This window comes from Sulfuricystis multivorans (assembly GCF_003966565.1).
GTDB lineage: Bacteria > Pseudomonadota > Gammaproteobacteria > Burkholderiales > Rhodocyclaceae > Sulfuricystis > Sulfuricystis multivorans.
In genome coordinates this window covers 1,365,078-1,387,828 of sequence record NZ_AP018718.1, presented here as the reverse complement: position 1 = coordinate 1,387,828, position 22,751 = coordinate 1,365,078, and the positions used below count along the sequence as shown (strand labels likewise).

At 61.7% G+C, this 22,751-nt stretch carries 25 protein-coding genes, 1 other RNA gene and 1 pseudogene; 11 read left to right on the top strand and 16 right to left on the bottom strand.

Annotation, left to right across the window (positions count from 1 at the left end; translation table 11 throughout):
* Window positions 1-33: 33 nt before the first annotated feature.
* A complete protein-coding gene (locus EL335_RS06915; protein WP_126445371.1) occupies window positions 34-525 on the top strand; it encodes a peroxiredoxin in 492 nt (163 codons plus the stop codon).
* 25 nt (window positions 526-550) lie between these two features.
* On the top strand, window positions 551-1,036 hold the full coding sequence (locus EL335_RS06910; RefSeq protein WP_126445369.1) for an FKBP-type peptidyl-prolyl cis-trans isomerase: 486 nt from the start codon (window positions 551-553) through the stop codon (window positions 1,034-1,036).
* 7 nt (window positions 1,037-1,043) lie between these two features.
* On the opposite strand, the gene EL335_RS06905 is transcribed toward EL335_RS06910, so the two are convergent.
* Window positions 1,044-1,895 (bottom strand): ATPase, encoded by an 852-nt coding sequence (locus EL335_RS06905; protein WP_126445367.1) that lies wholly within the window; start codon window positions 1,893-1,895, stop codon window positions 1,044-1,046.
* Between the two features lie 44 nt (window positions 1,896-1,939).
* On the opposite strand from EL335_RS06905, the gene EL335_RS06900 reads away from it, so the two are divergent.
* Window positions 1,940-2,824 carry a DMT family transporter gene (locus EL335_RS06900; RefSeq protein WP_126445365.1) on the top strand — a complete coding sequence of 295 codons (885 nt, stop codon included), beginning with the start codon at window positions 1,940-1,942 and terminating at the stop codon, window positions 2,822-2,824.
* Here the strand turns inward: EL335_RS06900 and murI are convergent.
* From murI to EL335_RS06885, 3 genes are read right to left on the bottom strand one after another with little or no spacing between them, the layout of a single operon-like run.
* Entirely contained in the window at window positions 2,814-3,629 is an 816-nt protein-coding gene (gene murI / locus EL335_RS06895) for a glutamate racemase (protein ID WP_284155277.1), read from the bottom strand. The two genes, EL335_RS06900 and murI, sit on opposite strands and share 11 nt — an antisense overlap.
* Entirely contained in the window at window positions 3,626-5,149 is a 1,524-nt protein-coding gene (locus EL335_RS06890; RefSeq protein ID WP_126445363.1) for a fumarate hydratase, read from the bottom strand. Before EL335_RS06890 ends, murI begins: the two co-directional genes overlap by 4 nt.
* A gap of 49 nt (window positions 5,150-5,198) precedes the next feature.
* On the bottom strand, window positions 5,199-5,738 hold the full coding sequence (locus EL335_RS06885) for a TIGR00645 family protein (protein ID WP_284155276.1): 540 nt from the start codon (window positions 5,736-5,738) through the stop codon (window positions 5,199-5,201).
* A 187-nt stretch (window positions 5,739-5,925) separates the two neighbouring features.
* Between EL335_RS06885 and acs the strand changes: the two genes are divergently transcribed.
* Window positions 5,926-7,908 (top strand): acetate--CoA ligase, encoded by a 1,983-nt coding sequence (gene acs / locus EL335_RS06880; protein WP_172600049.1) that lies wholly within the window; start codon window positions 5,926-5,928, stop codon window positions 7,906-7,908.
* A gap of 245 nt (window positions 7,909-8,153) precedes the next feature.
* Window positions 8,154-8,396 (top strand): hypothetical protein, encoded by a 243-nt coding sequence (locus tag EL335_RS06875; RefSeq protein ID WP_126445359.1) that lies wholly within the window; start codon window positions 8,154-8,156, stop codon window positions 8,394-8,396.
* Between the two features lie 11 nt (window positions 8,397-8,407).
* Here the strand turns inward: EL335_RS06875 and EL335_RS06870 are convergent, their stop codons facing one another.
* The 5 genes and pseudogenes from EL335_RS06870 to EL335_RS06850 all read right to left on the bottom strand — a co-directional run bounded on the left by EL335_RS06870 (window position 8,408) and on the right by EL335_RS06850 (window position 12,356).
* Complete coding sequence (locus EL335_RS06870; RefSeq protein WP_126445357.1) at window positions 8,408-8,695, bottom strand: hypothetical protein; 288 nt, start codon at window positions 8,693-8,695, stop codon at window positions 8,408-8,410.
* 3 nt (window positions 8,696-8,698) lie between these two features.
* Window positions 8,699-9,043: a transfer-messenger RNA gene (gene ssrA, locus EL335_RS06865) on the bottom strand.
* On the bottom strand, window positions 9,026-9,481 hold the full coding sequence (gene queD, locus EL335_RS06860; protein ID WP_172600048.1) for a 6-carboxytetrahydropterin synthase QueD: 456 nt from the start codon (window positions 9,479-9,481) through the stop codon (window positions 9,026-9,028). Before queD ends, ssrA begins: the two co-directional genes overlap by 18 nt.
* 350 nt (window positions 9,482-9,831) lie before the next feature.
* Entirely contained in the window at window positions 9,832-10,914 is a 1,083-nt protein-coding gene (locus tag EL335_RS06855; RefSeq protein ID WP_126445355.1) for an IS5 family transposase, read from the bottom strand.
* 250 nt (window positions 10,915-11,164) lie between these two features.
* A pseudogene (locus tag EL335_RS06850) lies at window positions 11,165-12,356 on the bottom strand (IS256 family transposase).
* A gap of 107 nt (window positions 12,357-12,463) precedes the next feature.
* Here EL335_RS06850 and EL335_RS06845 point away from each other — a divergent pair.
* The 4 genes from EL335_RS06845 to EL335_RS06830 all read left to right on the top strand — a co-directional run bounded on the left by EL335_RS06845 (window position 12,464) and on the right by EL335_RS06830 (window position 13,915).
* Window positions 12,464-12,916: a DUF3489 domain-containing protein gene (locus tag EL335_RS06845; protein WP_284155275.1), complete on the top strand. Its 453-nt coding sequence runs from the start codon at window positions 12,464-12,466 to the stop codon at window positions 12,914-12,916.
* Window positions 12,917-13,176: 260 nt separating this feature from the next.
* Window positions 13,177-13,347 carry a hypothetical protein gene (locus EL335_RS14460; RefSeq protein WP_284155274.1) on the top strand — a complete coding sequence of 57 codons (171 nt, stop codon included), beginning with the start codon at window positions 13,177-13,179 and terminating at the stop codon, window positions 13,345-13,347.
* Window positions 13,348-13,427: 80 nt separating this feature from the next.
* Window positions 13,428-13,637, top strand: coding sequence for a TA system antitoxin ParD family protein (locus EL335_RS06835; RefSeq protein WP_126445353.1), 210 nt, complete (start codon window positions 13,428-13,430; stop codon window positions 13,635-13,637).
* The gene (locus EL335_RS06830) at window positions 13,637-13,915 is read left to right on the top strand and encodes a type II toxin-antitoxin system RelE/ParE family toxin (RefSeq protein ID WP_126445351.1); all 279 of its coding nucleotides are present in this window, start codon (window positions 13,637-13,639) and stop codon (window positions 13,913-13,915) included. The genes EL335_RS06835 and EL335_RS06830 overlap by 1 nt, the downstream gene beginning before the upstream one ends.
* A gap of 77 nt (window positions 13,916-13,992) precedes the next feature.
* Here EL335_RS06830 and EL335_RS06825 read toward each other — a convergent pair whose 3' ends face one another.
* The 3 genes from EL335_RS06825 to EL335_RS06815 all read right to left on the bottom strand — a co-directional run bounded on the left by EL335_RS06825 (window position 13,993) and on the right by EL335_RS06815 (window position 16,561).
* Window positions 13,993-14,871 (bottom strand): IS3 family transposase, encoded by an 879-nt coding sequence (locus tag EL335_RS06825; RefSeq protein WP_431306265.1) that lies wholly within the window; start codon window positions 14,869-14,871, stop codon window positions 13,993-13,995.
* 228 nt (window positions 14,872-15,099) lie between these two features.
* A complete protein-coding gene (locus tag EL335_RS06820) occupies window positions 15,100-15,732 on the bottom strand; it encodes a hypothetical protein (RefSeq protein WP_284155273.1) in 633 nt (210 codons plus the stop codon).
* A gap of 241 nt (window positions 15,733-15,973) precedes the next feature.
* Entirely contained in the window at window positions 15,974-16,561 is a 588-nt protein-coding gene (locus EL335_RS06815) for a transposase (protein ID WP_284155272.1), read from the bottom strand.
* 59 nt (window positions 16,562-16,620) lie between these two features.
* Here EL335_RS06815 and EL335_RS06810 point away from each other — a divergent pair, with 59 nt between their 5' ends.
* Together EL335_RS06810 and EL335_RS14455 are read left to right on the top strand one after the other, a co-directional pair.
* Window positions 16,621-17,166 carry a hypothetical protein gene (locus EL335_RS06810; protein ID WP_284155271.1) on the top strand — a complete coding sequence of 182 codons (546 nt, stop codon included), beginning with the start codon at window positions 16,621-16,623 and terminating at the stop codon, window positions 17,164-17,166.
* A 42-nt stretch (window positions 17,167-17,208) separates the two neighbouring features.
* Window positions 17,209-17,394 carry a hypothetical protein gene (locus EL335_RS14455; protein WP_284155270.1) on the top strand — a complete coding sequence of 62 codons (186 nt, stop codon included), beginning with the start codon at window positions 17,209-17,211 and terminating at the stop codon, window positions 17,392-17,394.
* Window positions 17,395-17,430: 36 nt separating this feature from the next.
* Here the strand turns inward: EL335_RS14455 and EL335_RS06805 are convergent, their stop codons facing one another.
* The 4 genes from EL335_RS06805 to EL335_RS06785 form a co-directional block, all read right to left on the bottom strand.
* Window positions 17,431-18,711 (bottom strand): OmpP1/FadL family transporter, encoded by a 1,281-nt coding sequence (locus EL335_RS06805; protein WP_126445347.1) that lies wholly within the window; start codon window positions 18,709-18,711, stop codon window positions 17,431-17,433.
* A 71-nt stretch (window positions 18,712-18,782) separates the two neighbouring features.
* Window positions 18,783-18,905 (bottom strand): hypothetical protein, encoded by a 123-nt coding sequence (locus tag EL335_RS14450; protein ID WP_284155269.1) that lies wholly within the window; start codon window positions 18,903-18,905, stop codon window positions 18,783-18,785.
* 3 nt (window positions 18,906-18,908) lie between these two features.
* Window positions 18,909-21,755, bottom strand: coding sequence for a YgaP-like transmembrane domain (locus EL335_RS14545; RefSeq protein WP_348541414.1), 2,847 nt, complete (start codon window positions 21,753-21,755; stop codon window positions 18,909-18,911).
* 200 nt (window positions 21,756-21,955) lie between these two features.
* Window positions 21,956-22,576: a Crp/Fnr family transcriptional regulator gene (locus tag EL335_RS06785; RefSeq protein ID WP_284155491.1), complete on the bottom strand. Its 621-nt coding sequence runs from the start codon at window positions 22,574-22,576 to the stop codon at window positions 21,956-21,958.
* Window positions 22,577-22,751 lie beyond the last annotated feature (175 nt).

The window sequence follows — 22,751 nt, the reverse complement described above, 5'->3', positions numbered from 1 at the left end:
TTAGAATCCGCCATCGTTTTTCGTGAGACCGACATGCTTCAACCAGGACAGGCCGCACCGCAGTTCCTCTTGCCCGATGCCGACATGGAGCTGTTCGATTCGGCTTCGCTGATCGGCAAGCAGCATCTCGTGCTGTTTTTCTACCCGAAGGACGGCACGCCATACTGCACGCTCGAAGCCATCGATTTTTCCGATCACGAGAGCGAATTCAACCGGCTCGGCTGTGCCGTGGTCGGCATCTCGCGTGACGATTGCCTGTCCCATGCGGAGTTTCGCGACAAACATGGTCTTTCGGTGCGGTTGCTTTCCGACGAAGACGGCGAAGTCTGCCGCAAATTCGGCGTGATGCATTATCGCGAGCACGAAGGCCACAAGAAGCTGTGCCTGATCCGTTCCACCTTCGTCATCGACAAGCAAGGCATCGTGCGTCACGCGCTATACGACGTCAATGCCAAAGGACACGCTGCCGAAGTCTTGCAACTCGTCAAACAACTCGGCCACAAGTCCTCGCGCCATCACGCCTGACCGGCCATCTGTGGAGTCTCCTTTCATGAAAATCGCACCGAATACCGTCGTCACCCTTGCTTATCGCGTCACCGATCCCGATGGCGAACTGATCGATCCGGGCGAACGCCCGATCGTCTATCTGCATGGCGGCTACGACGACATCTTTCCGCGCATCGAACAGGCCCTGCAAGGCAAAGAGACGGGCGACTCGGTGCAGGTCAAGCTGCAACCGGCAGAGGCGTTCGGCGAATACGACGCCGACCTGGTGCAGATCGAGCCCCGCTCCAGCTTTCCCGAGATTCTCGAAGTCGGCATGCAGTTCGAGGGGGCGTTGCCCGGCGCCGACGAAGACGACTTCATCGTCTATCGCGTCACCCAGATCCTCGACGACAAGGTGATGCTCGACGGCAACCATCCGCTCGCCGGCACCGCGCTGGTATTCTCCTGCACCGTCAGCGACGTGCGTCCGGCTACCGCCGAAGAAATCGCGCACGGGCATGTGCATGGCGACGGTGGTCACAGTCATTGAGGCGCAATCAGTCGCCGCTCCGGTCGATCGCGTTTTCCAGCAATTCCAGGAAATCCCGTTCGTCGCGCACGCAAGACACCTCAGCCGACGTGACGGTATAGCCGTACGGCCGCGCGATGGCTTCATAACGCGGTTGTCGCGCGCGAAACAAGTAGGGGAAGATCCAGCGCGTGAAATCGTCGGGGTCGGCCTGTTCGATGTCTGTTAGATCACGCTCTTTCAGATAGCGCGGAATGTGGCTGGCCAGGAAGGCAGGCCGGAAGTAAAGCGGCTTCGGGTCGGACTGCGCGCGGCGGATCAGTTCCGCCTCTTCTGCCGCGGTCGTCACCTGGACATAGAGAATCAGCGTGTGTTCGACCAAGAGATCGATCACGCCAGGATCCTCGAGTTCGCACAGGCTGCCGGCGGCATCATTGACGAAATGCGCATAGCCGTAGATTTCCTGCGCTTTCTTGACGAATTCAGGAACGTCGTGCATCGCCGCGATTTCGGCCGCACGGTAGAGCGCCTGACGGCGCGAAAATTCGGCCAGCGGCAGCCCGCCGCGCGAGGGATCGCCGAGCTTGCCGACGAAAGTGAGCACCGGGCCGAGATCGTCGATCTTGATGTTGTTCTTGATGTCGATCCAGTCGCGCCGCAGCAGATCGCGCAGGAAAGGCACCTGCATCGCCTGCTGTTTGACGAGATCGAGGATCGGTTCGTCGAGATAGCGTTTGCCGATGCGGTAGTCGGCCGAGTAATGGAACCAGTCCTGCGTGCGCAACAGCGAGGATAACCAGGTCTTGCCGACGCCGGACATGCCGAGCAGGGTGATCCTCTTGTGCGGCCAGGCGCGGAATTCGGCGACGGACATTTTCATGCGCGCCATTATCGCGCAATCGATACAGATAAACTGCGCGCCCTATGAACGAAACGACGAAGGCTGCCGAGCGCTGGCAAGGCGTAGCGTGGATCATGGCCTCCGCCGCCGGCTTTGGCGCGATGGCGATCTTCGCCAAGATCGCCTATGCATCAGGGGTCACGCTCAGCACGATGCTGTTTCTGCGCTTTTCGATCGCCGGCGTGCTGCTAGCGGCATGGGGTAGCGCGCATGGCATGCGCTGGCCACGCGGTCGTGATCTGCTGTGGCTGATCGTGATGGGTGCAGCGGGCTATGTCGGTCAGGCGTTCTGTTATTTCACCGCTCTGAAATATGCAAGTGCCGGGCTGGTGGCTTTGCTTCTATATCTTTATCCGGCCATCGTCACCCTGCTGTCGGCACTGCTTTATCGGCGCAAGATCGGGATTGCACGGGCGATCGCCGTGGCATTGGCACTGCTCGGCACCGCGCTGACGGTGGGCGGCGACCTTTCCAGCCAGCCGCTCGGCATCGTGTTCGGTCTCGGCGCAGCGTTGATCTATTCAATCTACATCATTGCCGGCGAGGGCATACTGCCGCGCGTTGGCGCCCTACCGGCGTCGACCGTGATCATACTGGCCGCGGCCATCGTCTATGGCGGGGCAGCGAGCGCCGAAGGTCTGGCCTGGCCACGAACCGTGACGGGTTGGCTGGCGGTGCTGGCGATCGCGATCTTTTCGACGTTGCTCGCAATCTTGGGCTTCTTCAAGGGCATCGAGAAACTCGGCGCCGCAGATGCCTCGACGCTGTCGACGCTGGAACCGTTGGTCACCATCGGCCTGGCTTTCCTGGTGCTCGGCGAGGCTGTGACGGCGGTGCAGTTGGCGGGTGGAGCGCTGATACTCGTCGCGGTGATTTATCTGGCGCGGCGTGATGCATCTAGAGCCTGATGAGCTGCGGCGATACACTGCGTTCCGCCAACGCCGTCAGACCGAGCATCGGCAGCGCGTATTGCAGCCGTTGCGATTTCGCGGTGGCCTGTAGGTGCAGTTCGGCTCGGCCGCTCATTGCGCCCCCCAGACGCACGACCTGACGCGCGACCGCATCGGCGACATCGACGAGCTCGGCGCGTCCGACGATCAAAGGTTCGATGATCGGCGCCAGAAACGCATAGTGGGTGCAACCAAGCACGATGCGGTCGACACCCGACGCGATGAGCGGAGTGATCTTTGCGGCCACTTCGGCGCGGAATTCGCCGGTCAGGGGACGCAGGGTTTCCACATGGGTCGCCCAGCCTGGGCAGGGCACGACTTCCACTGCGACATCCGCGGCATGACTGGTGATCAACTGGGCGAGGCGCTTGCTTCTGGCCGTCGCCTCGGTGGCCAGCACGGCGATGCGCTTCGTACGCGTCGAGAGCGCAGCGGGCTTGATACCCGGTTCGACGCCGACGATCGGAATGCCCGGCAGATGGTCGCGCAACGCCTGGATCGCGGTGGTCGTCGCGGTGTTACAGGCCACCACGATCAGGGAACAACCCTGCGCGGCGAGATGCTCGCCGATCGCCAGCACGCGGCCGATGATGAAGCCTTCCGGCTTGTCGCCATAGGGCACGTGGGCAGTATCGGCCAAATAGAGCAGGTCGGCGCGCGGCAACAGCCGGGCGATCGCATTCAGCACCGACAGGCCACCGTAGCCTGAGTCGAAGACACCGATCATGTGCAAAATCGGCGCTGGCGGGACGGCATCCCTCATCCCTTGACGACAGGAATCTTACCGATCTTCATGCGCCATTCGAGCGGTCCGGTTTCATGCACCGAAGTGCCGGTCGAGTCGACCGCGACGGTGACAGGCATGTCCTTGACTTCGAATTCGTAGATCGCTTCCATGCCCAGGTCGGGAAAGGCCACGACGCGCGCGGCCTTGATCGCCTTCGAGACGAGATAAGCAGCACCACCCACCGCCATCAGGTAGGCCGATTGGTGTTTTTTGATCGCCTCGATCGCCGCCGGGCCACGCTCGGCCTTGCCGACCATCGCGATCAGGCCGGTTTGCGCGAGCATCAGCTCGGTGAATTTGTCCATCCGGGTGGCCGTCGTCGGGCCGGCGGGGCCGACGACCTCGTCGCGTACCGGATCGACCGGGCCAACGTAATAGATGACGCGATTGGTGAAATCGACCGGCAGTTTCTCGCCCTTGGCGAGCAGGTCGGCGATGCGCTTGTGCGCGGCATCGCGGCCGGTGAGCAGCTTGCCGGAGAGCAACAAGGTCTGGCCCGGCTTCCAGGAAGCGACCTGGGCGGGCGTCAAACGGTCGAGATCGACGCGCAGCGACTTTTCCGTATCCGGCTGCCAGGAAACCTGCGGCCAATCGGCAAGACTGGGCGGCTCGAGCCTGGCCGGGCCAGTGCCATCGAGGGTGAAATGGACATGGCGCGTCGCAGCGCAGTTCGGGATCATCGCTACCGGAAGGCTTGCCGCGTGGGTCGGGTAATCGAGGATCTTCACGTCGAGCACGGTGGTCAGTCCTCCGAGCCCCTGCGCGCCGATGCCGAGCGCGTTGACCTTGTCGTAGAGCGTAAGACGCAGCTCTTCGATGCGGTTGCGTGGGCCACGGGCGATCAGTTCGTCGATGTCGATCGGCGCCATCAAGGCTTCCTTGGCGAGCAGCATCGCCTTTTCCGGCGTGCCGCCGATACCGAGCCCGAGGATGCCGGGCGGACACCAGCCGGCGCCCATCGACGGCACGGTTTTCAACACCCAGTCGACGATCGAATCGGAGGGGTTGAGCATCACGAACTTCGCCTTGTTTTCCGAGCCGCCGCCCTTGGCCGCGCAGATCGCCTCGACGGTATCGCCCGGCACGATTTCGACGTGCACCACCGCCGGCGTGTTGTCGCGGCTGTTGATGCGCTTGCCGGCCGGGTCGAGCAGCACCGAGGCTCTCAGCTTGTTGTCCGGATGCAGATAGGCGCGGCGCACACCCTCATCGACCATTTCCTGGAGCGCAAGCTGCGCATCCCAGCGCACGTTCATGCCGATCTTGAGAAACACCACGGCAATACCGGTGTCCTGGCAGATCGGCCGCTTGCCTTCGGCACACATGCGGCTGTTGGTGAGGATTTGGGCGATCGCGTCCTTGGCAGCAGGCGATTGTTCGCGTTCATAGGCGCGGCCGAGCGCCTGGATAAAGTCTTTCGGATGGTAATAGCTGATGAATTGGAAGGCGTCGAAGATCGACTGGATGAAGTCTTCCTGGCGGATCTGGGCAGACATGGAGCGTTCCCTCTGGTGTGTGTGGTTGTCGTGTGGTCGGTAAGGGCTCTCAGTAGGTTGTCTTGTGGCTGATCGCCAGGGTCTGCATCATGATCTTGTCGGTCCAGGCGATGGCGATCGCCGAAACGAGGAAAGCAAGGTGAATGGCGATCTGGATCACCACCACGCGATCGCTGATCTGCGCGGCGTTGATGAAAGTGCGCAGCAGGTGGATCGAGGAAATGCTGATCAAGGCCACCGCCAGCTTGACCTTGAGCACGCCGGCATTGACATGAGAGAGCCATTCGGGTTGATCCGGGTGTCCTTCGATGGCATCGAGACGGGAGACGAAAGTCTCGTAGCCGCCGATGATGACCATGATCAACAGGTTGGCGATCATCACCACGTCGATGAGCCCCAGCACGATCAGCATCACTTCGGTTTCGCCAAGTTCGCCCGCCTTGGTGATCAGATGCACGAGCTCGTGCATGAACTGATACACATAGACGCCCTGGGCGGCGATCAGACCGAGGTAGAGCGGCGCCTGCAGCCAGCGGCTCCAAAAAATGAAACGTTCCATCGTTTGCACGGCTTTTTTCATCGGCTTCATCCAACGGGTGCAGAATCGCTGCCAGAAATTCTACACGGCCGAGGCGCGGCGACTCGTCGTCGATGCGACCGTAAGGGGGCTGTAAGCTTTGCCGGCTGTAATGATCGGCTAGAATGAACTACCCAGAAAAAGCGGATTCAGCGAGCGGGTCCATATCCACAACGTCATTGCGAGAGGAGAAATCTCAATGAGCGCCATCGAATCGGTCATGCAGGAAAGCCGCGTCTTTCCGCCCTCCGAAGAAGTCGTCAAGAATGCCACCATTTCTGGCATGGCGGCCTATGAGGCTCTGTGCAAAGAAGCCGAGCAGGATTACGAGGGTTACTGGGCCCGTCTGGCCCGCGAACACGTGGTGTGGAAGCAGCCTTTCACTCAAGTGCTCGATGAATCGAATGCGCCGTTCTACAAATGGTTCGCCGATGGCAAGCTGAACGTCTCGTGGAACTGCCTGGACAAGAACGTCGAGGCCGGGTTGGGCGACAAAGTCGCGCTGATCTTCGAAGCCGATGACGGCAACGTCACCAAGGTCACCTACAAAGAGTTGCTTGCCCGTGTCAACAAGTTCGCCAATGCATTGCGCGCCGCGGGGATCAAGAAGGGCGACCGCGTCCTGATCTATGTTGCGATGTCGATCGATGGGGTCGTCGCGATGCAGGCCTGCGCCCGCATCGGCGCGATTCATTCCGTCGTCTTCGGCGGCTTCTCCGCCAAGTCCCTGGAAGAGCGCATTCTCGATGCCGGCGCCTGTGCAGTGATCACGATGGACGAACAACACCGCGGTGGCAAGGCGCTACCGCTCAAGCCAGCAGTGGACGAAGCCCTTAGTATGGCGACTGGCCATCAGGTCAAGACCGTATTCGTCATCAAGCGTGGCAGCGGCAACTGCAACATGGTGGCCGGCCGCGACGTCTGGTACCACGATGTCGTCGCCAACCAGCCGGATACCTGCGAACCGGAGTGGGTCGAGGCCGAACACCCGCTGTTTTTGCTCTACACCTCCGGCTCGACGGGCAAACCAAAAGGCGTCCAGCACAGCTCGGGGGGCTATCTGCTGCATGCGATCCTCACCACCAAGTGGACCTTCGACCTCAAGAAGGATGACATCTTCTGGTGCACGGCCGACATCGGCTGGGTCACCGGTCACACTTACATCACCTATGGCCCGCTGGCCTGTGGCGGCACCGAGATCGTCTTCGAAGGCGTGCCCACCTATCCCGATGCCGGCCGCTTCTGGCGCATGATCCAGGATCACAAGGTGACGATCTTCTACACGGCGCCGACGGCAATCCGTTCGCTGATCAAGGCCTCCGAAACCAACCCGGCGACCCATCCGCGGAACTACAACCTGAAGTCGCTGCGCATCCTCGGCACCGTCGGCGAGCCGATCAACCCGGAAGCCTGGATGTGGTATTACGAGAACGTCGGTGGCGGCCGTTGCCCGATCGTCGATACCTTCTGGCAGACCGAAACCGGCGGCCACATGATCACGCCGCTGCCGGGCGTCACACCCTTGGTGCCGGGCTCCTGCACGCTATCCTTCCCAGGCATCCAGGCCGCGATCGTCGATGAAACCGGCCATGAAGTGCCTTGGGGGCAGGGCGGTTTCCTGGTCATCAAGAAGCCCTGGCCGTCGATGATCCGCACCATCTGGGGCGATCCGGAGCGCTTCAAGAAGTCTTATTATCCGGCCGACTTCGGCGGCAAGCTGTATCTTGCCGGCGACGGTGCGGTGCGAGACGCCAAAACCGGCTATTTCACGATCATGGGCCGGATCGACGACGTGCTCAATGTCTCCGGCCACCGTATGGGGACGATGGAAATCGAATCCGCCTTGGTGGCCAACCCGCTCGTTGCCGAGGCCGCGGTCGTCGGTCGGCCGGACGAATTGACCGGTGAGGCGATCTGCGCCTTCGTGGTGCTCAAGGGGCCCCGGCCGACGGGAGAGGAAGCGAAAAAGATCGCAGACGAGCTCAGGAATTGGGTCGGCAAGGAGATCGGGCCGATCGCCAAACCGAAAGACATCCGTTTTGGTGAAAACTTGCCGAAGACGCGTTCGGGCAAGATCATGCGTCGCCTGCTGCGTTCGCTCGCCAAGGGCGAGGAGATCGCTCAAGACGTTTCCACCCTCGAAAACCCTGCCATTCTGGAGCAACTCAAACAGGGCATTTGATTCGTCCCATACATCTCGTCCGCCGGCTCGCCTCAAACAGAGTTTCGGGCCGGTGGAGGTGAACCGGAGGAGGATAATATGGCAGCGGCCGCCACAAGCGGCCGTTGCCTTGTCTGGCTGTCGTCTTGCTTGCAGCTTGGCGGTGTCGTTTCGTGCCGTTGCGCCAGCGCCGATTTTCCGAGCATCAGCGGATTTGGCTGCTTTCTTCGGCTTGAGTCGCGAAGACGGCGGGTGCAGGATACGCAGTGAACCGCTGCGTCGAGGCTTTCATCATGATCATTCAATCCGTCGAACTCGTGGCACTGCCGGGTGCACCGGCATATCAGGAAAAGATCTATCGTGCTTACCTGGATACCGGCGAGATCATCGATCTGTTTCAGCAGCACTGGGATGTGCCCCTGCCTCCCGAAACGCTGGTGGGTTTGACCCCGGAACAGGCGCGCCGTGTTCGAGCGCAGAAGATGCTGGCAGCGGCCGGTCTGCATTGACCGGCTACGCTTCAGTCGACGGATCCGGCCAGCGGTTTGAACCCGCGTTGTTCGGCGAGCAGCGCAGCCGCTTGACTGGCGCTGCCCGTTTCTTCATAAGCCGTCAGCGCTTCGTAACGCGTGATGTGGGCATCGGTCATATTGACCCCGTATTTCTCGATCAGCGCCTGGTCGAATTCGTTCATTATCTTGAGGGTTTCGAATTTCCCCACCCGATTCATTTCCATGATGATGCCTTGTAATTGTTGCACCGCACAAGATGGTGTCAGCGGTAATGATGATGAGGAAAAATGAAACATAAATGACGACGGGCGCTTAAAGCGCCCGCCGGCTTTTCTTGGGTGACAAGGCTCAAGCGGCCTCGGCATTGGCCTTAGGCGGCCAGTGCAAAACGCTCATCGTTGGCGTTTGTGGATTTGCGCGAATTACGTTCGTCGCCTTTCGGGTTGCCTGCTTTCCTTCATCCGCCCTGTCGAAGCCAGTGCACCCCCACCCAAGAACATCGTCGGCTTACCGGTCTTGCGTCTGCCCTTGGGTGGAGGTGAGGGGAATCGAACCCCTGTCCAGAACGTCTCCAGATCGCCGGGATTACAACCATGCCGATATTATGTGACCGGCTGCGGGAAATTTCAAGACGACAAATCGCTCGAACAACAATCTGCCCAGCAGTTCGGGGTCTCATAGATGCGCACCCGTTCGAGGCGCAAATGATTGCCATAGACGTCGCGGTAGGCAGGGGCAAGCCGCTCGAAAGCGATACGGGCGAGATTTTCCGCAGTCGGCACCCGATCGAGAATCGCTGTCTTATGGCCGGGCAGGGAGGCAAGAAAATCCATTACCAGAGTATCGCCGGCATAGACGAGAAAGGCATGATCCCAAAGATCGACGATCTGACGCCGGGCAATCGCCTTGACTTCGGCGAAGTCCATCACCATGCCATTGTATGGCTGGCCGGCGGCCTCGATCACCTCGCCGGAGAGCGTGATTTCCAGCGCATAGCGATGGCCATGGAGATGACGGCACTGGCTGGCGTGGTCGGGGATGCGATGTCCCGCGTCGAATTCGAGGCGACGGGTGATTTTCATGAGGGGGGGTGATGATCTGCGGTTCGGCATTATCCCAGATTGTCCATTAGGGCGCGAGGCGATTCCGATGCGAGGGCGAGGCGATTTGTGCTCGCGCGACGTGCCAATAGCCGCGTCTTATTGCCGAGGAGCGCGGGCGCAAAGATGCCGCCCGCAGGCAGAAAGCCGTCACGTAGGGCATTTAACAGGCCGCTGAAAAACCCATGTTCAACCTTCCCAACCCATCTCTGAACGGTCGTTTTTCGGCGTCATTGCCTCGATGTGACCCTGTTCAGCCCCGGTTGGGGGCCTGTTTGGCCGGTTTCCCGGCTGTTCTTCCGCCTTTGGGCGGAATCCGGGCGGATTTCGCCCTACACATGCTGCGCGTTCCACCAGCCGCCCAGGCTACCCAGGCGCACCAGGTTGTAGGTGGCAAAGCACAAGAGCGTCTGCCCAGCCAATTTGGCCCGGCCGATCAGCCGCGTCTTGCGCAAGCCCCCCACGGTCTTGAGCCAGCCGAAGGCCTCTTCGATTCGTTTCCGCACCTTCAGCGAAGTCTGGTAGCCGGCGTGCCGCGTCGTTCGGCCGTCAATCGCCGAGCCGGTCTTCTTCCTCGCCACATGCGGCGTCACCCCCAACTTGCGGCAGCCGGCGACGAAGTCGGCCGTGTCATACCCTTTGTCCGCGCCCACCGTCGCGCCCCGCCTGGCATGCCTGGCAAGAAGCTTCAAGGCCGCCTGGCGTTCCGCCTTGCCGTTTGCCTCGGTAGTGGCCACATCCACCACCAGGCCATTGCGGTTCTCCATCAGCACGTGGGTCATGTGGCACAGCCGCGAGGCCGTGCCTTGGGCTTTCTTGAACAGCCTGGCGTCCGGGTCGGTGGTCGAGGCGTGGCTGTCGTTGGCGCGGGACTGCCCCTTGAAGTCAACCTCGGGGTTGCGCCCTGGTCCTGTAGGACCGTCGTCGCCCTTGGGCCGGAAGCGCTTGTGCGAGGCCCAGGCATCGATCAGGGTGCCATCGACGCTGAAGTGTTCGCTGCTGGTCAGTCGTTTCCAGTCGGCCAGGGCCTTGACCCGCTCGAAGAACACCCGCGCCAGTCCTTCGTTGAACAGACGCTCGCGGTTGGCGCTGAAGGTGGAGTGGTCCCACACCGGATCGTCGATGGCCAGGCCGACAAACCAGCGATAGAGCAGGTTGTAGTCGATGCTCTCGACCAAGAGGCGCTCGGAGCGAATCGTGAACAGGATTTGCAGCAGCATCGCCTTCAGAAGGCGCTCCGGCGGCACCGTCGGCCGGCCGGTCTTGGCGTAGACCGCATCGAATTCCAGGTCCATCGTCGCTAGCACGGCATCTACCAGAAAGCGCAGCTTGCGCAGCGGGTGATTCTTCGGAATGCGGTCCTCCAGGCTCACGTAGGAGAACATCGCGCTTTGGGTGTACGGGCTGCCTCGCATCGGGGACTTTGCTCTATGGTTCGCGGTGGCTCAATTTTAATGGCCCGCCCGGTCGGACGGGGTTTTTCAACGGCCTGATCGAGCCGCTGCTCAAGCTCAAGGGTGGGGCCAAACTCAAGATGATCGCCAGCCTCGCGCAGCGGGGGTTGATCGAGCAGCAAGGCGGCCGGTGGCGCTTGACCCAGTTGTGTGCGTCAAGTTGTGCAAATTCGTGGTCATGGAAGTGGTTGATCCTGTTTGAGCGGTCGCGTCAAGCGGCCAGTCTCAACGCCTCTTTCTTCTGCTCTGCCAGCAGCATCATGTTGAGGTAACGGCTGTCCTCGAGCCACGCCTCGTGGGTTTCGACGCACAGCGCCCGGATCAGGCGTAGGCAGGACGCCACGTTCGGAAAGATGCGCACCACCCGGGTTCTGCGCTTGATCTCCTCGTTGAGCCGCTCCAGCATGTTCGTGCTCTTCATGTGCTTGTGGTGGGCGCGCGGCAGGCGATGGAAAGTCAGCGTCTCGGCGATATTCGATTCCACCCAGTCGGCCAGCTTCGGGTACTTGCCCGCCCATTTGCCGATCCAGGCCGCCAGGTCACGATGGGCTTCCTGGATGTCGCGCCGGTCGTAAATCCAGCGCAGCTCCTGCAGACAATCATCGTCGGCGCGCCGAGGCAGGTAGTCGAGAGCGTTCCTCAGGAAATGCACATAGCAGCGCTGCCAGCCGGCTTCGGTCAGCACCTCGCGAATGGCCTTCTTGAGGCCCGCATGGTCGTCGGAGACGACGAATTCGACACCGGACAGGCCCCTCCTTCGGCCGAATCAGAAAGTCGCGCCACGCACTCTGGCTCTCGCGGTTGGCCAACTCGACGGCCAACACCTGGCGTTGCCCTTCCCAGTGGATGCCGATAGCGATCAGCACCGCCTGGTGGGTGATGATCCCGTCGTCGCGCACCCGCTCGTAGCGCGCGTCCAGAATCAGGTAGGGATAGGGTTCGGTAAGAGGACGATTGGCAAACCGCGCCAGGGCATCATCCAGCCCCTTGTTGATGGCACTGATGGCGCTGGCCGAAAAACGGTGGCCGCAGAGCGCTTCGGTGATGGCCTTGACCTTGCGGGTTGAGACCCCTTGCACGTACATCTCGGCCAAGGCCGCCACCACGGCCTTCTCGCTCCTTGCGTAGCGCTCGAACAAGGCCGTAGAGAATTCGCCGCTCCTGTCCCGCGGCACCCGCAGCTCGAGCTTGCCGATGCGGGTGACCAGGCTGCGGCTGTAGTAGCCAGCACGGTAGCCATTTCAGCTTACGGTCCGTTCGCCCGGCGCCGCCCCCAGAAATTCGGTCATCTCGCCTTCCAGCACCTCTTGCAGCGCCTCCTTCATCAGCGCCTTCATCAGGTCACGGTCGCCCGCGACTGCTTCCACTGCCGACAACTTCGTCTTATGCTTGCGTGTGGTCATGGTTTGCCCTTTTTCAGGGTTCAAGGTCAATCTCAATCAACCTCTTACCATGACCTCCCGCCCGCTCGCTACCCAGGCGCTTTTGCACACAAGTCAGCACACTACCCTTGACCCCGGCAGCCATCGCGATCATCAAGGGCGAAGCGCAGCCAGAGGATATGCTGCCTGCAGCAGCGACCTCATCACACACCCCGCCACTGGCCGCCACTGACGCCGACTCTGAATCTGGGAAGCAGGAATCTGCAAAACAGCTAATCGGCCTCGAAGGCAATGATGCCTACGACAGGGCAGTTCAATGCGCCAAAGAAGGGGCAGCAATCCGGAAGCAGCGAGAAGGCACCCTCAATAAAGCAATGGCGCGCAACAGCAAACAAGCGCAGGTCATTGAAATGCTCAGGCGGCCGAACGGGGCCACGATCCGTCAAATCTGCGCAGTCACCGGCTGGCTGCCCCACACGGTGCGCGGCACCTTGGCCGGGGCGCTCAAGAAGAAACTCGGGCTCACCATCACCTCGGAAAGGCCCGAGGGCGGCGAGCGCGTCTATCGCATCACAGACTGACTGGAGCATGGCGGGGCGGGGTGTGCTCCGCCATCAAAAAAGTGCAAAAAGCGCTTGGCTTCTTCGATCGAACAGCGCACTCATACGGGTGTCGCAACGATCAACCCGAAGGAGAAAACGATGCACACCACACAAATCCCCGCCACCCAGAACGAAGCCTGGGGATTTTGGGGCACGATGAACGACAACGCCCACGCCGCCTGGCCCATCGCGATGACCGCGATCTCGGATGCCACTTTGCGGATGACGTCCTCAACGAGATGCTCCGAGGCCAGAAGATCCAGCAGGCCATCGACGCCGCAGTGACGCGGTGGATGGGCTGGACGATTGGCCGCCAGACCAGCAAGGATTACGGCATCCCCAAGGGGCTGCCTTACCTCACCGGCTTCGTGACTCACTGCGAGATCGTCGAAGCCTCCCTGGCGGCCTGATCAGCCAAGGCCGGACGGCAAGAAGGTTACTTTTTGCTCCATTATGGACTAAAATGAATATTATTTAATGGAGGTGAGTCATGGCCATCAATGTCAAATTGCCAGAAACCCTGGTCGAAAGCGCCAAGCGCTACGGCACCATCGAGCATCGTTCGGTGCCCAAGCAGATCGAGTACTGGTCTCGGATCGGCAAGATCGCATCAGAAAATCCTGATCTGCCCTTCAGTGTCATCCGCGACATCCTGATCGCCGACCAGGAAGAGCCCGTCGGTGAATACCGGTTCGGCTGATGCGCATCCTTGTCACCCCGACCTTCGAGCGCGCCGCCAAAAAGCTGCACAAGCAGCAAAAAGCCGCGCTCGACGAAGCGGTGCGAGCCATCGCCAGTCAACCCGACGTGGGTGAGACCAAGGTCGGGGACCTGGCTGGCGTCCAGGTTTACAAATTCCGCATGGGCAGCTTGCTCTGCCTGCTGGCCTATCGGGTTCTTGACGAGAACACACTCAAACTGCTGATGGTTGGGCCACACGAGAATTTTTACCGTGACCTCAAGCGTATCGGACATTGATCTCCTGACCCGAAGAAAACATATCCTCTTGGGCCTGGTGAGGTTCCTCCGGTTTTTCGTCTTCCAACCCGACGGCATTATGGCGCCAATTTCTCTTCATGCTGAGCGCTGATCCAGTCCTCCATGAACTTCACCGGCGAGGCGTAGCCGAGCGTGGAATGGATGCGCTTGCGGTTGTAGAACGGTTCGATGTAGTCGAAGAGGTCAGCTTCCGTTTCGGTCCGTGTGCCGTAGCGGGCGCCATGCACCCGCTCATTCTTCAGGCTGTTGCAGAAGCTCTCGGTCGGCGCGTTATCCCAGCAATTGCCCTTGCGGCTCATCGAGCAGACCATGCCATATTCCTTCAGCCGCGCCTGAAAGGCGTGGCTCGCATACTGGCTTCCCCGGTCGGAGTGATGGATCAGGCCTGGCGCCGGCTTCCTGCGGAACCCTGCCATCGTCCAGGCATCGACGACGATATCCACCGTCATGCGCGGCTTGATCGACCCGCCGACGATCTCCCGGTTGAACAGATCGAGTACGACGGCGAGGTACAGCCAGCCCTCGCCGGTCCAGATGTAGGTCAGGTCGGCCGTCCAGACTCGGTTCGGCGCCGCCGGCGCGAAGTTCCGATCCAGCAGGTTCGGCGCGACCGGCAGGCTGTGCTTCGAGTCCGTCGTCGTCTTGTAGCGTCGCTTGTGGCGGGCCTTGATGCCGTTCTCGCGCCGCAGCCGGACATTCTCGGCGCGCACCCGCGAGAGTTCCATCTGCTCCGGCGTCACCGCCTTGGCCTGCGGCCCGTTGAGCTTGCCGGCATCGAACGCCTTGACCCAGTTGCGCAGCGTCTGGTCGCTGATGCCCAGTTCCCGCGCTACGGCGCCGATGCCCTGGACTCCCTTGACCCGCTTCACCGCCAGTTCCCTGAACTCCGCCGGGTACTCCTGCTTCGGTATCTTCGACTTCCTCGCTCCTTCCAGTTTGCCGGGGCGTCATAGCCCATCTCCTGGAAGAAGAAATTTCAGGGGAAGCTCAATCAGTGACGCTCCAGCACTCGCCGCTTTCTTTCAGATCTCATGGTATGCCTCACACGCAAAATTCTGGATAGGCTTTCGAGGCGCGGCTCCTGCCACTTGGGACGATTAAAGCCGCGGTAGTCTGGTCTTTGCGCTTACCGCCGCAGCCGACGTGAAGCAAAGTGCGCCCCATCACCACACCCTGGGCTTGAAGCCCTTGGGGGTGGTGAGCGCAAACATCTCGTCGTGGATCGTGGCGGTGTAAAGCCCCGCGGCCTGGGCTTCTTCCATGACGCCTACGTCCCAGTCGATGCCCGCCAGAATCCCGATGCGCTCCTTGCCCTTGAGCTCGGGGATGAAGGCAAAGAGGGTTTCCACCTGATCGATGAGCTGCTCGATCGCATCGCGCTTGACGCGGCTTTTGACCTCGACCACCACCACGCGGTTGACCTTGCCATTGGCCCAGGCGAGCACGTCGTATTCGCGTTCGTGGTCGTCGCGGCGCACGCGATGGCGCGGCGAAACGTTTTCCATCTTGAAGCGGCGGCGCAGGAGCTTTTCCATCGTCGGCAGCGCCATGCCCTCGGCAAAGTAGCCGAGCTTGTCGCCCAAGCCGCCGATCTGCTTTTTGAGTTCGCGCACCTCGCGGCTGGTCTCTTGGATGTAACGCTCCAAGCGCTGGTCGGTTTCTTTGCCCGACTCGCGCAGCTCGCGGATCAGTTGGTCGGTCTCTTGCATGCGCCGACCAGTCTCTTTCGACTGCTCGGCAAGTTGGGCGATCATCAGCTTGATGTCGTCCCAAGAGAGATCGGCAGCGGTGCTCATGCGGCCTCCACGAATGTCATGGCATGGGCGCGATATTGTAACGCGCGAAAGCAAAAGAGGCGCGGCGCACGCAGCGGCTGACGACGTGATACCACGGCGTCTTGATGAGGGAAGCGAGCTGTGAGAGGGGGCGGGTGATGGGCGAACCCTAGCGGGAGGAGGTGCGGGAAGCAAGATGTGTAAGCAAGATGTGGGTGTCCCCTATTTGTCCGCGGCGGCCCGAGCAAGATGTGGGTGTCCCCTATTTGTCCGCGGCGGCCCGTGGCGTGATCCTCGCTAAAGATGTGGGCGCTAAAGATGTGGGTGTCCCATGTTTAGTGTCGAAGCGACCTTCCCAGAAGCGGCCCTTGACGTCGTCTTCTTTGTTGGCCTCGCGGGCGATGCCTTCGTTCAAGACGCGCATGAACCAGGAAAGATCGGCCAGGCGCGCGCGGTAGAGGGCGACGAATTCCTGCGCCTTGGCGATTTCCGCCTCATCCATCGTGGCGCGGATCGAGGGGGCTCGATAGCGCTGCACCAGCAAGGGGCCGGTAAAGAGCTTGGACCAGCGTTCGAGCACCTCGTCATCGGAAAGGGAAGCGGCGCGCTGGGCATCGACCTTCAGGACGATGTGGTAGTGGTTGCTCATCACCGCATAGGCGGCGACATCGATGGTGAAGACGGCGGCAAGCTGGCGAATGCGGGCTTCGATCCAGCCGCGGCGGTGCTCATAGCTGCGGCCCGTGGCGTGATCCTCGCCACACAGATAAGCGCGGCGCACGCAGCGGCTGACGACGTGATACCACGGCGTGTCCGAAAGGGAAACGAGCTGTGAGCGTGGGCGGGTCATGGCCGAACCCTAGCGGGGGGAGGTGGGGGCGTCAAGCAAGATGTGGGTGTCCCATATTTGTGTGCCCGCATCGCCATCGTCGACGACGACCCGGCGGGGCAGTATCTCTATCCGAGTTCAAGCTGTTCGAGCAGCTGTTCGCGCGCGCCGGAATCCATGCGGCGATGGCCGACCCGGTCGCGCTCGCCTGGCGCGACGGCCGCCTGCGACACGACGGCAAAGCCATCGATCTCATCTACAACCGGCTCACCGACTTCCATCTCGAGGAAGCCCGCCATGTGGCGTGGCGCCAGGCCTACGCGGCCGGTGCCGTGGTGCTAACGCCGCATCCGCGCGCCCATGCGCTGTATGCCGACAAGCGCAACCTGATCCTGCTGAGCGATGCGCAAGCGCTTGCGCGGATGGGCGCGCCGTCCCAGGCGATCGAAGTCCTGCAGGCCGGCGTGCCACGGACGGAAGCGGTCACGGTGGAGGCCGCCGAGCGCCTGTGGGCGCAGCGCCGCGGTCTGTTCTTCAAGCGGGCATCGGGCTACGGCAGCAAAGCGGCCTATCGCGGCGACAAGCTGACGCGCCGGGTATGGGAGGAAATTCTCGCCGGCGACTAGGTAGCCCAGGCCATCGCCCCGCCCAGCGAGCGCCTGACGCAGGTGGATGGCATTACCGCCGAGCTCAAGCTCGACGTGCGCGCCTATGCCTATGCAGGCCAGGTGCAACTGCTCGCGGCGCGGCTCTATGCCGGCCAGACCACCAACTTCCGCACGCCGGGCAGCGGCTTCGCGCCGGTGTTCGTGGTGCCGGAACAGGATGGCGCGCTCACCGCAAGGCAGCCATGAGCCGTGAATCAGCCGCGGCGAAGCCTGATCCTCCTTTCACCACTTGTAGGATAGCTGCACGGCCATCGACCAGAAGGCCATGTCGGTCTGGCTGTTGGCGGCGTCGGGAAAGGGATGATTGGGCGCACCGGTCACCGTGTTCTTGAGCCCGCGCACCACCGCCATGTTGAACTCGAAATTCTTGCCGCCCTGGTAGCCCAGCCCGAAGGTGACGTGATCCTCGACGATGGGGTTGAAGATCGCGATGATGCCTGTCGACGGGATCGGGTTCTTGCCGTGGACCCAGCCGGCGCGCAGGGTGATGGCCGGATTCAGCGGGTATTCGTAGCCAACGCGCCAGGCGGTCTGGTCCGCCATGCCGATGTTCATGTTGAACGATTGGGCGGGCATGCCGGAAAACTGCCAGGTCACAGGAATGGAGTCATAGTATTCGCTCCAGTTCACGCGCTGCACTTCGCCGGTGATGCGGCCCATGGGCCCGGCGTCGTAGAACGCGCCCACCTTGAGTGAGGACGGCCAGCCCACCTTCATCAGCGAGCTACCCCGCATCACGCCCATGCTGGGCGAGGTCACGGTCACGTCGCCGTCGGCTTCGATGGCTGCCTTGGTGGTGTAGGCCAGGCCGAAGCCGTAACGCCCGCCGTTGTTGTAGTAGAGCCCGAGCTTGGCGCGGAAGTTGACGTCGGTGCCGTCCATGTCCACCGCGCCGAATTCGTAGCTACTCGGGCCTGTTTGGATTGGCATCGGCATCTTCATGCGCAGCATGCCGTAGCCGATCTGCGGTGACAGCCCGATGTGCAGCCCGTCTGCAATCTGATAGGCGACCGTGGGGGTCACGATCATGTAGCCGAACTGGCTGAAGTGCTCGACGCCCGAAGTGCCGCTCCCACCCAGCCGCGAGTTGTCGACGTTGAGCACGCCGTAATCGGTGCCGGTCCCGCCCTCGTTGAACATGGCGATCCCCAGCACCATCCGCTCGTTGATGCGCTTTGCATAGCCCATGGAGGGAATGACGTAGATGGGGCTCTTGCCGTCGGTGTCGTTGACGCCGTTGCGGTAGCCGAAGTCGGGAAACATCATTTCCAGATTGGCATCCGCGCGCGCCTCGGCGATGTTGGCGAGCAGCGCAGGGTTCGTGTTCATCACGCTGGCGTCATCCCCCACCGCGATGTTGGTGCCGGCGCGGCCCATGGACTTGGCGCTGAAGCCGATATTCTCCATGCCGTCGTTGGCGTAGGCTGTCGTCGCCGTCAGCAGTGCAAGGCCGACTGCCGCCGGCAAGGCGGACAGGCGAGGTTGCTGGGTCACTTTTTTCATGGTTGCGTCTCCTGTCGTTTTGTTTGACTGTTATGTTTCCATACCCGTATTTGCCTTGAAGCACCAGATGCTCACGGCGGCTTGTCGGCCTTGCTTTCCGTCATCGCGTGCGCGCGGCGCTTGCGCACGAAGCGGATCAGGAGCGGTATGCCGATGCAGCACACCAGCATCGCGCCGCCGATGAGCCAGCCCATTTCTCAGCTCCCCTTTTCATCCGTTGTCTGGACGGCACCCGGCGCGGAAGCGGGCGCGCTCGCCCGGGGCGCCGCCGGCTTTGCATCTGGCGAGCGGTGAAGCAAGGCGGACAGCAGCGTGCTGATATCTTCGCCGTTCCCGGCTTGTGCGCGCCATGCGCCTGCCCCCGGGGTGCCGGGGATGGGCGGCATGTCGGCCAGACTGCCGTCGTGGTTGCCGGCGTCCGCAGCGGCCACGCTGCCGTCCTTGTCAGCCAGCTCGATGCTGAGCGCGTGCAGCAGGTATTTCCACTTGTCGGTACTCCAGTACTTCTCGCCCTTGATCGGCTCCATGAAATACCAGTGGCGGTAGTAGACCAGTTGCGCCCCGACTTTGACCGTGCCCGAGGCGGGGGCGGCGAAGCGATAGTGGGTGACATCCGATTCCTTGTAGTCGAGGCGAGTGTCGTAGAGCACGCGCTCGGCGGCGAATCCACCCACCGGCCACATGTGCATGGCGCCGACCTTGGGCAGCACCGCCGCCATGGTGATGAGGATGAAGCCTGCCAGCATGCGCGTGCGGCGCTCGCCGAAGTCGAGATTCATCCAGGCCGCGCCCTGGTCCGTACGTTCCTTCTCGCCGCGCGTATCGATGCCGGCGATACGATAGGGTATGCAACTGCCCATGATTGCCGTGAACAGCGGGATCAGTCCCAGCGCACCCCAGGCGGTCTTTGGCCCCCAGAACAGCAGCGCGAGCAGGGCAAGACCGATGGCAGCGCGCAGCAAGCGGTCGCCCGTGCCCAGATTCGGGCTGAACAGGGCAGGTGCGTTTGCGCTGCAGGTGCTTATATTGCCGATCAGGATGTAAGTCGGGCACCAGGCCAGCACGCCGCTCACCAGCGGCACCAGTCCGATCCAGTGCCACGGCGCCGGCAGCGCGAACAGGATGACAAGGCCAGCGACGATGCGCAGGGCGCGGTCCAGCGTGCCGACGTTGCGCCGGAAGAAGCCGCCCGACTCGCGGGTGTCCAGGTGGCCGATCAGATGATAAGTCGGACACCAGCCGAGCAGCCCGCTGAACAGCGGGATCAGGCCGATGAAGCCCCAGGGCATCGGCACCCAGGCCAGCATGGCGGCAGCCGCCGCGATGCGCAGCAGGCGGTCGAGCGTGCCGACATTGCCGCTGAAGAAGCCCGGCTTGCCTGAACGCGGCGAGCCGCCAAACATCGCGCGCAGCGGCGACCATCCGACCAGACCGATGAGCAGCGGGATCGCGCCGATCCAGAAGTACCTGAACATCCACTCCATGGGAAAGAAGCCAGGCGTCACCCAGGAAGCGTTGTAGACCTTGCCGACGTGCCCCTTGTAGGGCATTTCCGGAAAGGGCTTGCCGAACTGCAGTTCCCACAGCTTGAAGAAGCCGTACTTGCGATAGCCTTCGCCGACATCGATGATGCGGTTGGCATGGGCCGCGTCGTTGGGGTCCGCGCGAACCGGGTCGAGCGGCTTGAGCGGACTGCCGTTGGCGTCTGTCGCCGTGATCAGCAGCAGCATCTGCCGGAACGGTGGCCCACCGGGCATCTTGTGGGCGGCGCCGACGTTTGCCACTTCAGCGGTGACCACGATTTCGTTGCCCTGCCTGCGTGCACTCAGTTTCAGGTTGGAGGCGCGCTTCGCCATCTCGCCATCGAAATAGCTGCCGCGCCAGTGATGCCCGAACAGGCTCTCGGGATCGCGGTCCGCGCCCATGACAGCAGCCTTGTTCATGCTCCACTCGCCGCGCCCACCGGTGTACATGTGGCAGGACTGGCATTGCTTGTCGGTCTTGCCGGCGTCGAAATTGGCTTTCCAGCGCGGATATTCGTCGAGCGTGAGCAGTGACTGCACCCCGACGCCTTCCAGGTCGTCGGCGCGTTCCATGTGGCACATGGCGCAGAACTCGGACTTCTTGAAGATCGGGCTGTAGGCGGTCTTGTGGGCCGGGCTGACCGCATCGGGGTACGGACCGAACTTCACATCGCCCCGGCGGATGATCTCCATCTGGTCAATTTTCACCGTTTCCAGCTTGCCGAACTGGTCGTGGTGGATGCGCACGTCCTGCACCGAGTGGCAGACATCGCAGCTGATCCCTTCGCGGCCCTGGCCGATGCTGAGATCGGCGAGCTTGTCGAAGCGGAAAACCTTGAGATTGCCGGAGATGAACACCTCGCCTGTGGCCGGGTTGAGCTTGCGATGCGGTTCGAATTCCCCTTCCTTCCAGGTAACGCCGCGGGCATGACAATTCACGCATGTGCCGACGTAATGATTCAGGTCCATGGCGTGCATGCCCTGGGAGATGCCCATCATGGGCGCAAAATACTTCCAGCCGAAACCCAGGCCGTCGAATTTTCCTTCGCCATTGATGCCCAGGTAGAACTGCAATTTTTGCGGCAGCTTCGAGCCGACCGCCCGGCCCATGCTGGTGTTAAGCCACTGGCGGTAGATGTCGGTATGGCAGGTGCCGCAGGTTTGCGCGGGCTGATATTGGTAGGTGGGGTCGTCCGCAGGCAAAGGCGCCAGGGAAAGGTTCAGCGCCTTGCCTGCGCCCGCCTTGTCAGCCGCGATCGAATAGCCGTCGCGCCAGGCAGTGATGTAGCGGGCATCGAGGTCGGCATCCCCGGCGTCGAGGACGAAGCGCCCTTCGGCGTCGGTATGAGTGCTGCGCTGGGTGCCCTGCACCATGACGAGCGCTCCGACCACCGGTTTTCCCGTCTGCGCGTCCTTGACTTGCCCGGATACCGTGGTTGCGATTGCCTCCTGTACCGTCAACACCCAGAAGAAGAAGACGCAGGCACCGGTCAGGCGCTGCGGCCAGTTCTTATTCTGCATGCCCCTCTCCTTTCTCCTTGGCGAAATCGCGTGCCGCAAAATCACCTCAGCGGCAACGCGAAACTCATGTTCATCTTATTGGATGAATTAAGAATGAGAAGTGATGCAGCACAGTGAGCCTGAAATTAATTGTTTAATTAGAAACAATGGGTTGGCATCGGTGGAGGGGCCGTTGTATGACGCGCGTCATATGACATCCATCATCGCTCTCGGCGAGTGCCGCGACGCAAGGGACTTTCCAGGATCGTCAACCACCTGCCATCGCGGCTCAGTACCGCCTCGTCCTCAAGCGCAGCAAGCGCCCGGTACAGCGTTTCCTTCGTCAGGCCCAGTTCCGCTGCCCAGTCCGCATAGCTTCCCGGCAAGGAAACCACGCCGCGCGTGTCGGCCTCGCTATGGAGAAAATGCAGAATGCGATCACGCGCATTCCGCAAGCTGAGCCGCTGGTAGCGTATGAACTGGTCCTTGAGCCTGCGTGCGAGATCCATTGCCCAGGCGCGCGCAAAGCTTCCGTCCTGGATCAGCCAGCGGTCGAATTCGGCCATGGGAAGCGAGGCAACGAGGCTTTCCTTGTCGGCTCGCGCCTCGCAGGTATATTCGTTGGCGCAGACGCTGCACTCGGCGATGAACTGATCCGCACCGGTTCGCATCAGCACCAGTTCGCCGCCATCCGGCAACAGATGGACCAGGGAGAGCTGGCCTTCCACGACCCTGTGCAAGGAGTCGATCCGGTCGCCAAAGCTGAACAGAACTTCACCGCGCCGTAGGGATCGCAGACGCGCGCGTCTCACCAGTTCATGAGGAAAATACGCTGGGAACATCGCTCTTGACCCCGGCTGAACTCCATTCATGCCTCGTTTCCCCCTGTCAACGATCCCTCTTCAGGAGGCGGCCACTGCTCCTGAACCTTGCAGCATGTTTAGCAGGCCGCTGAAAAACCCATGTTCAACCTTCCCAACCCATCTCTGAACGGTCGTTTTTCGGTGTCATTGCCTC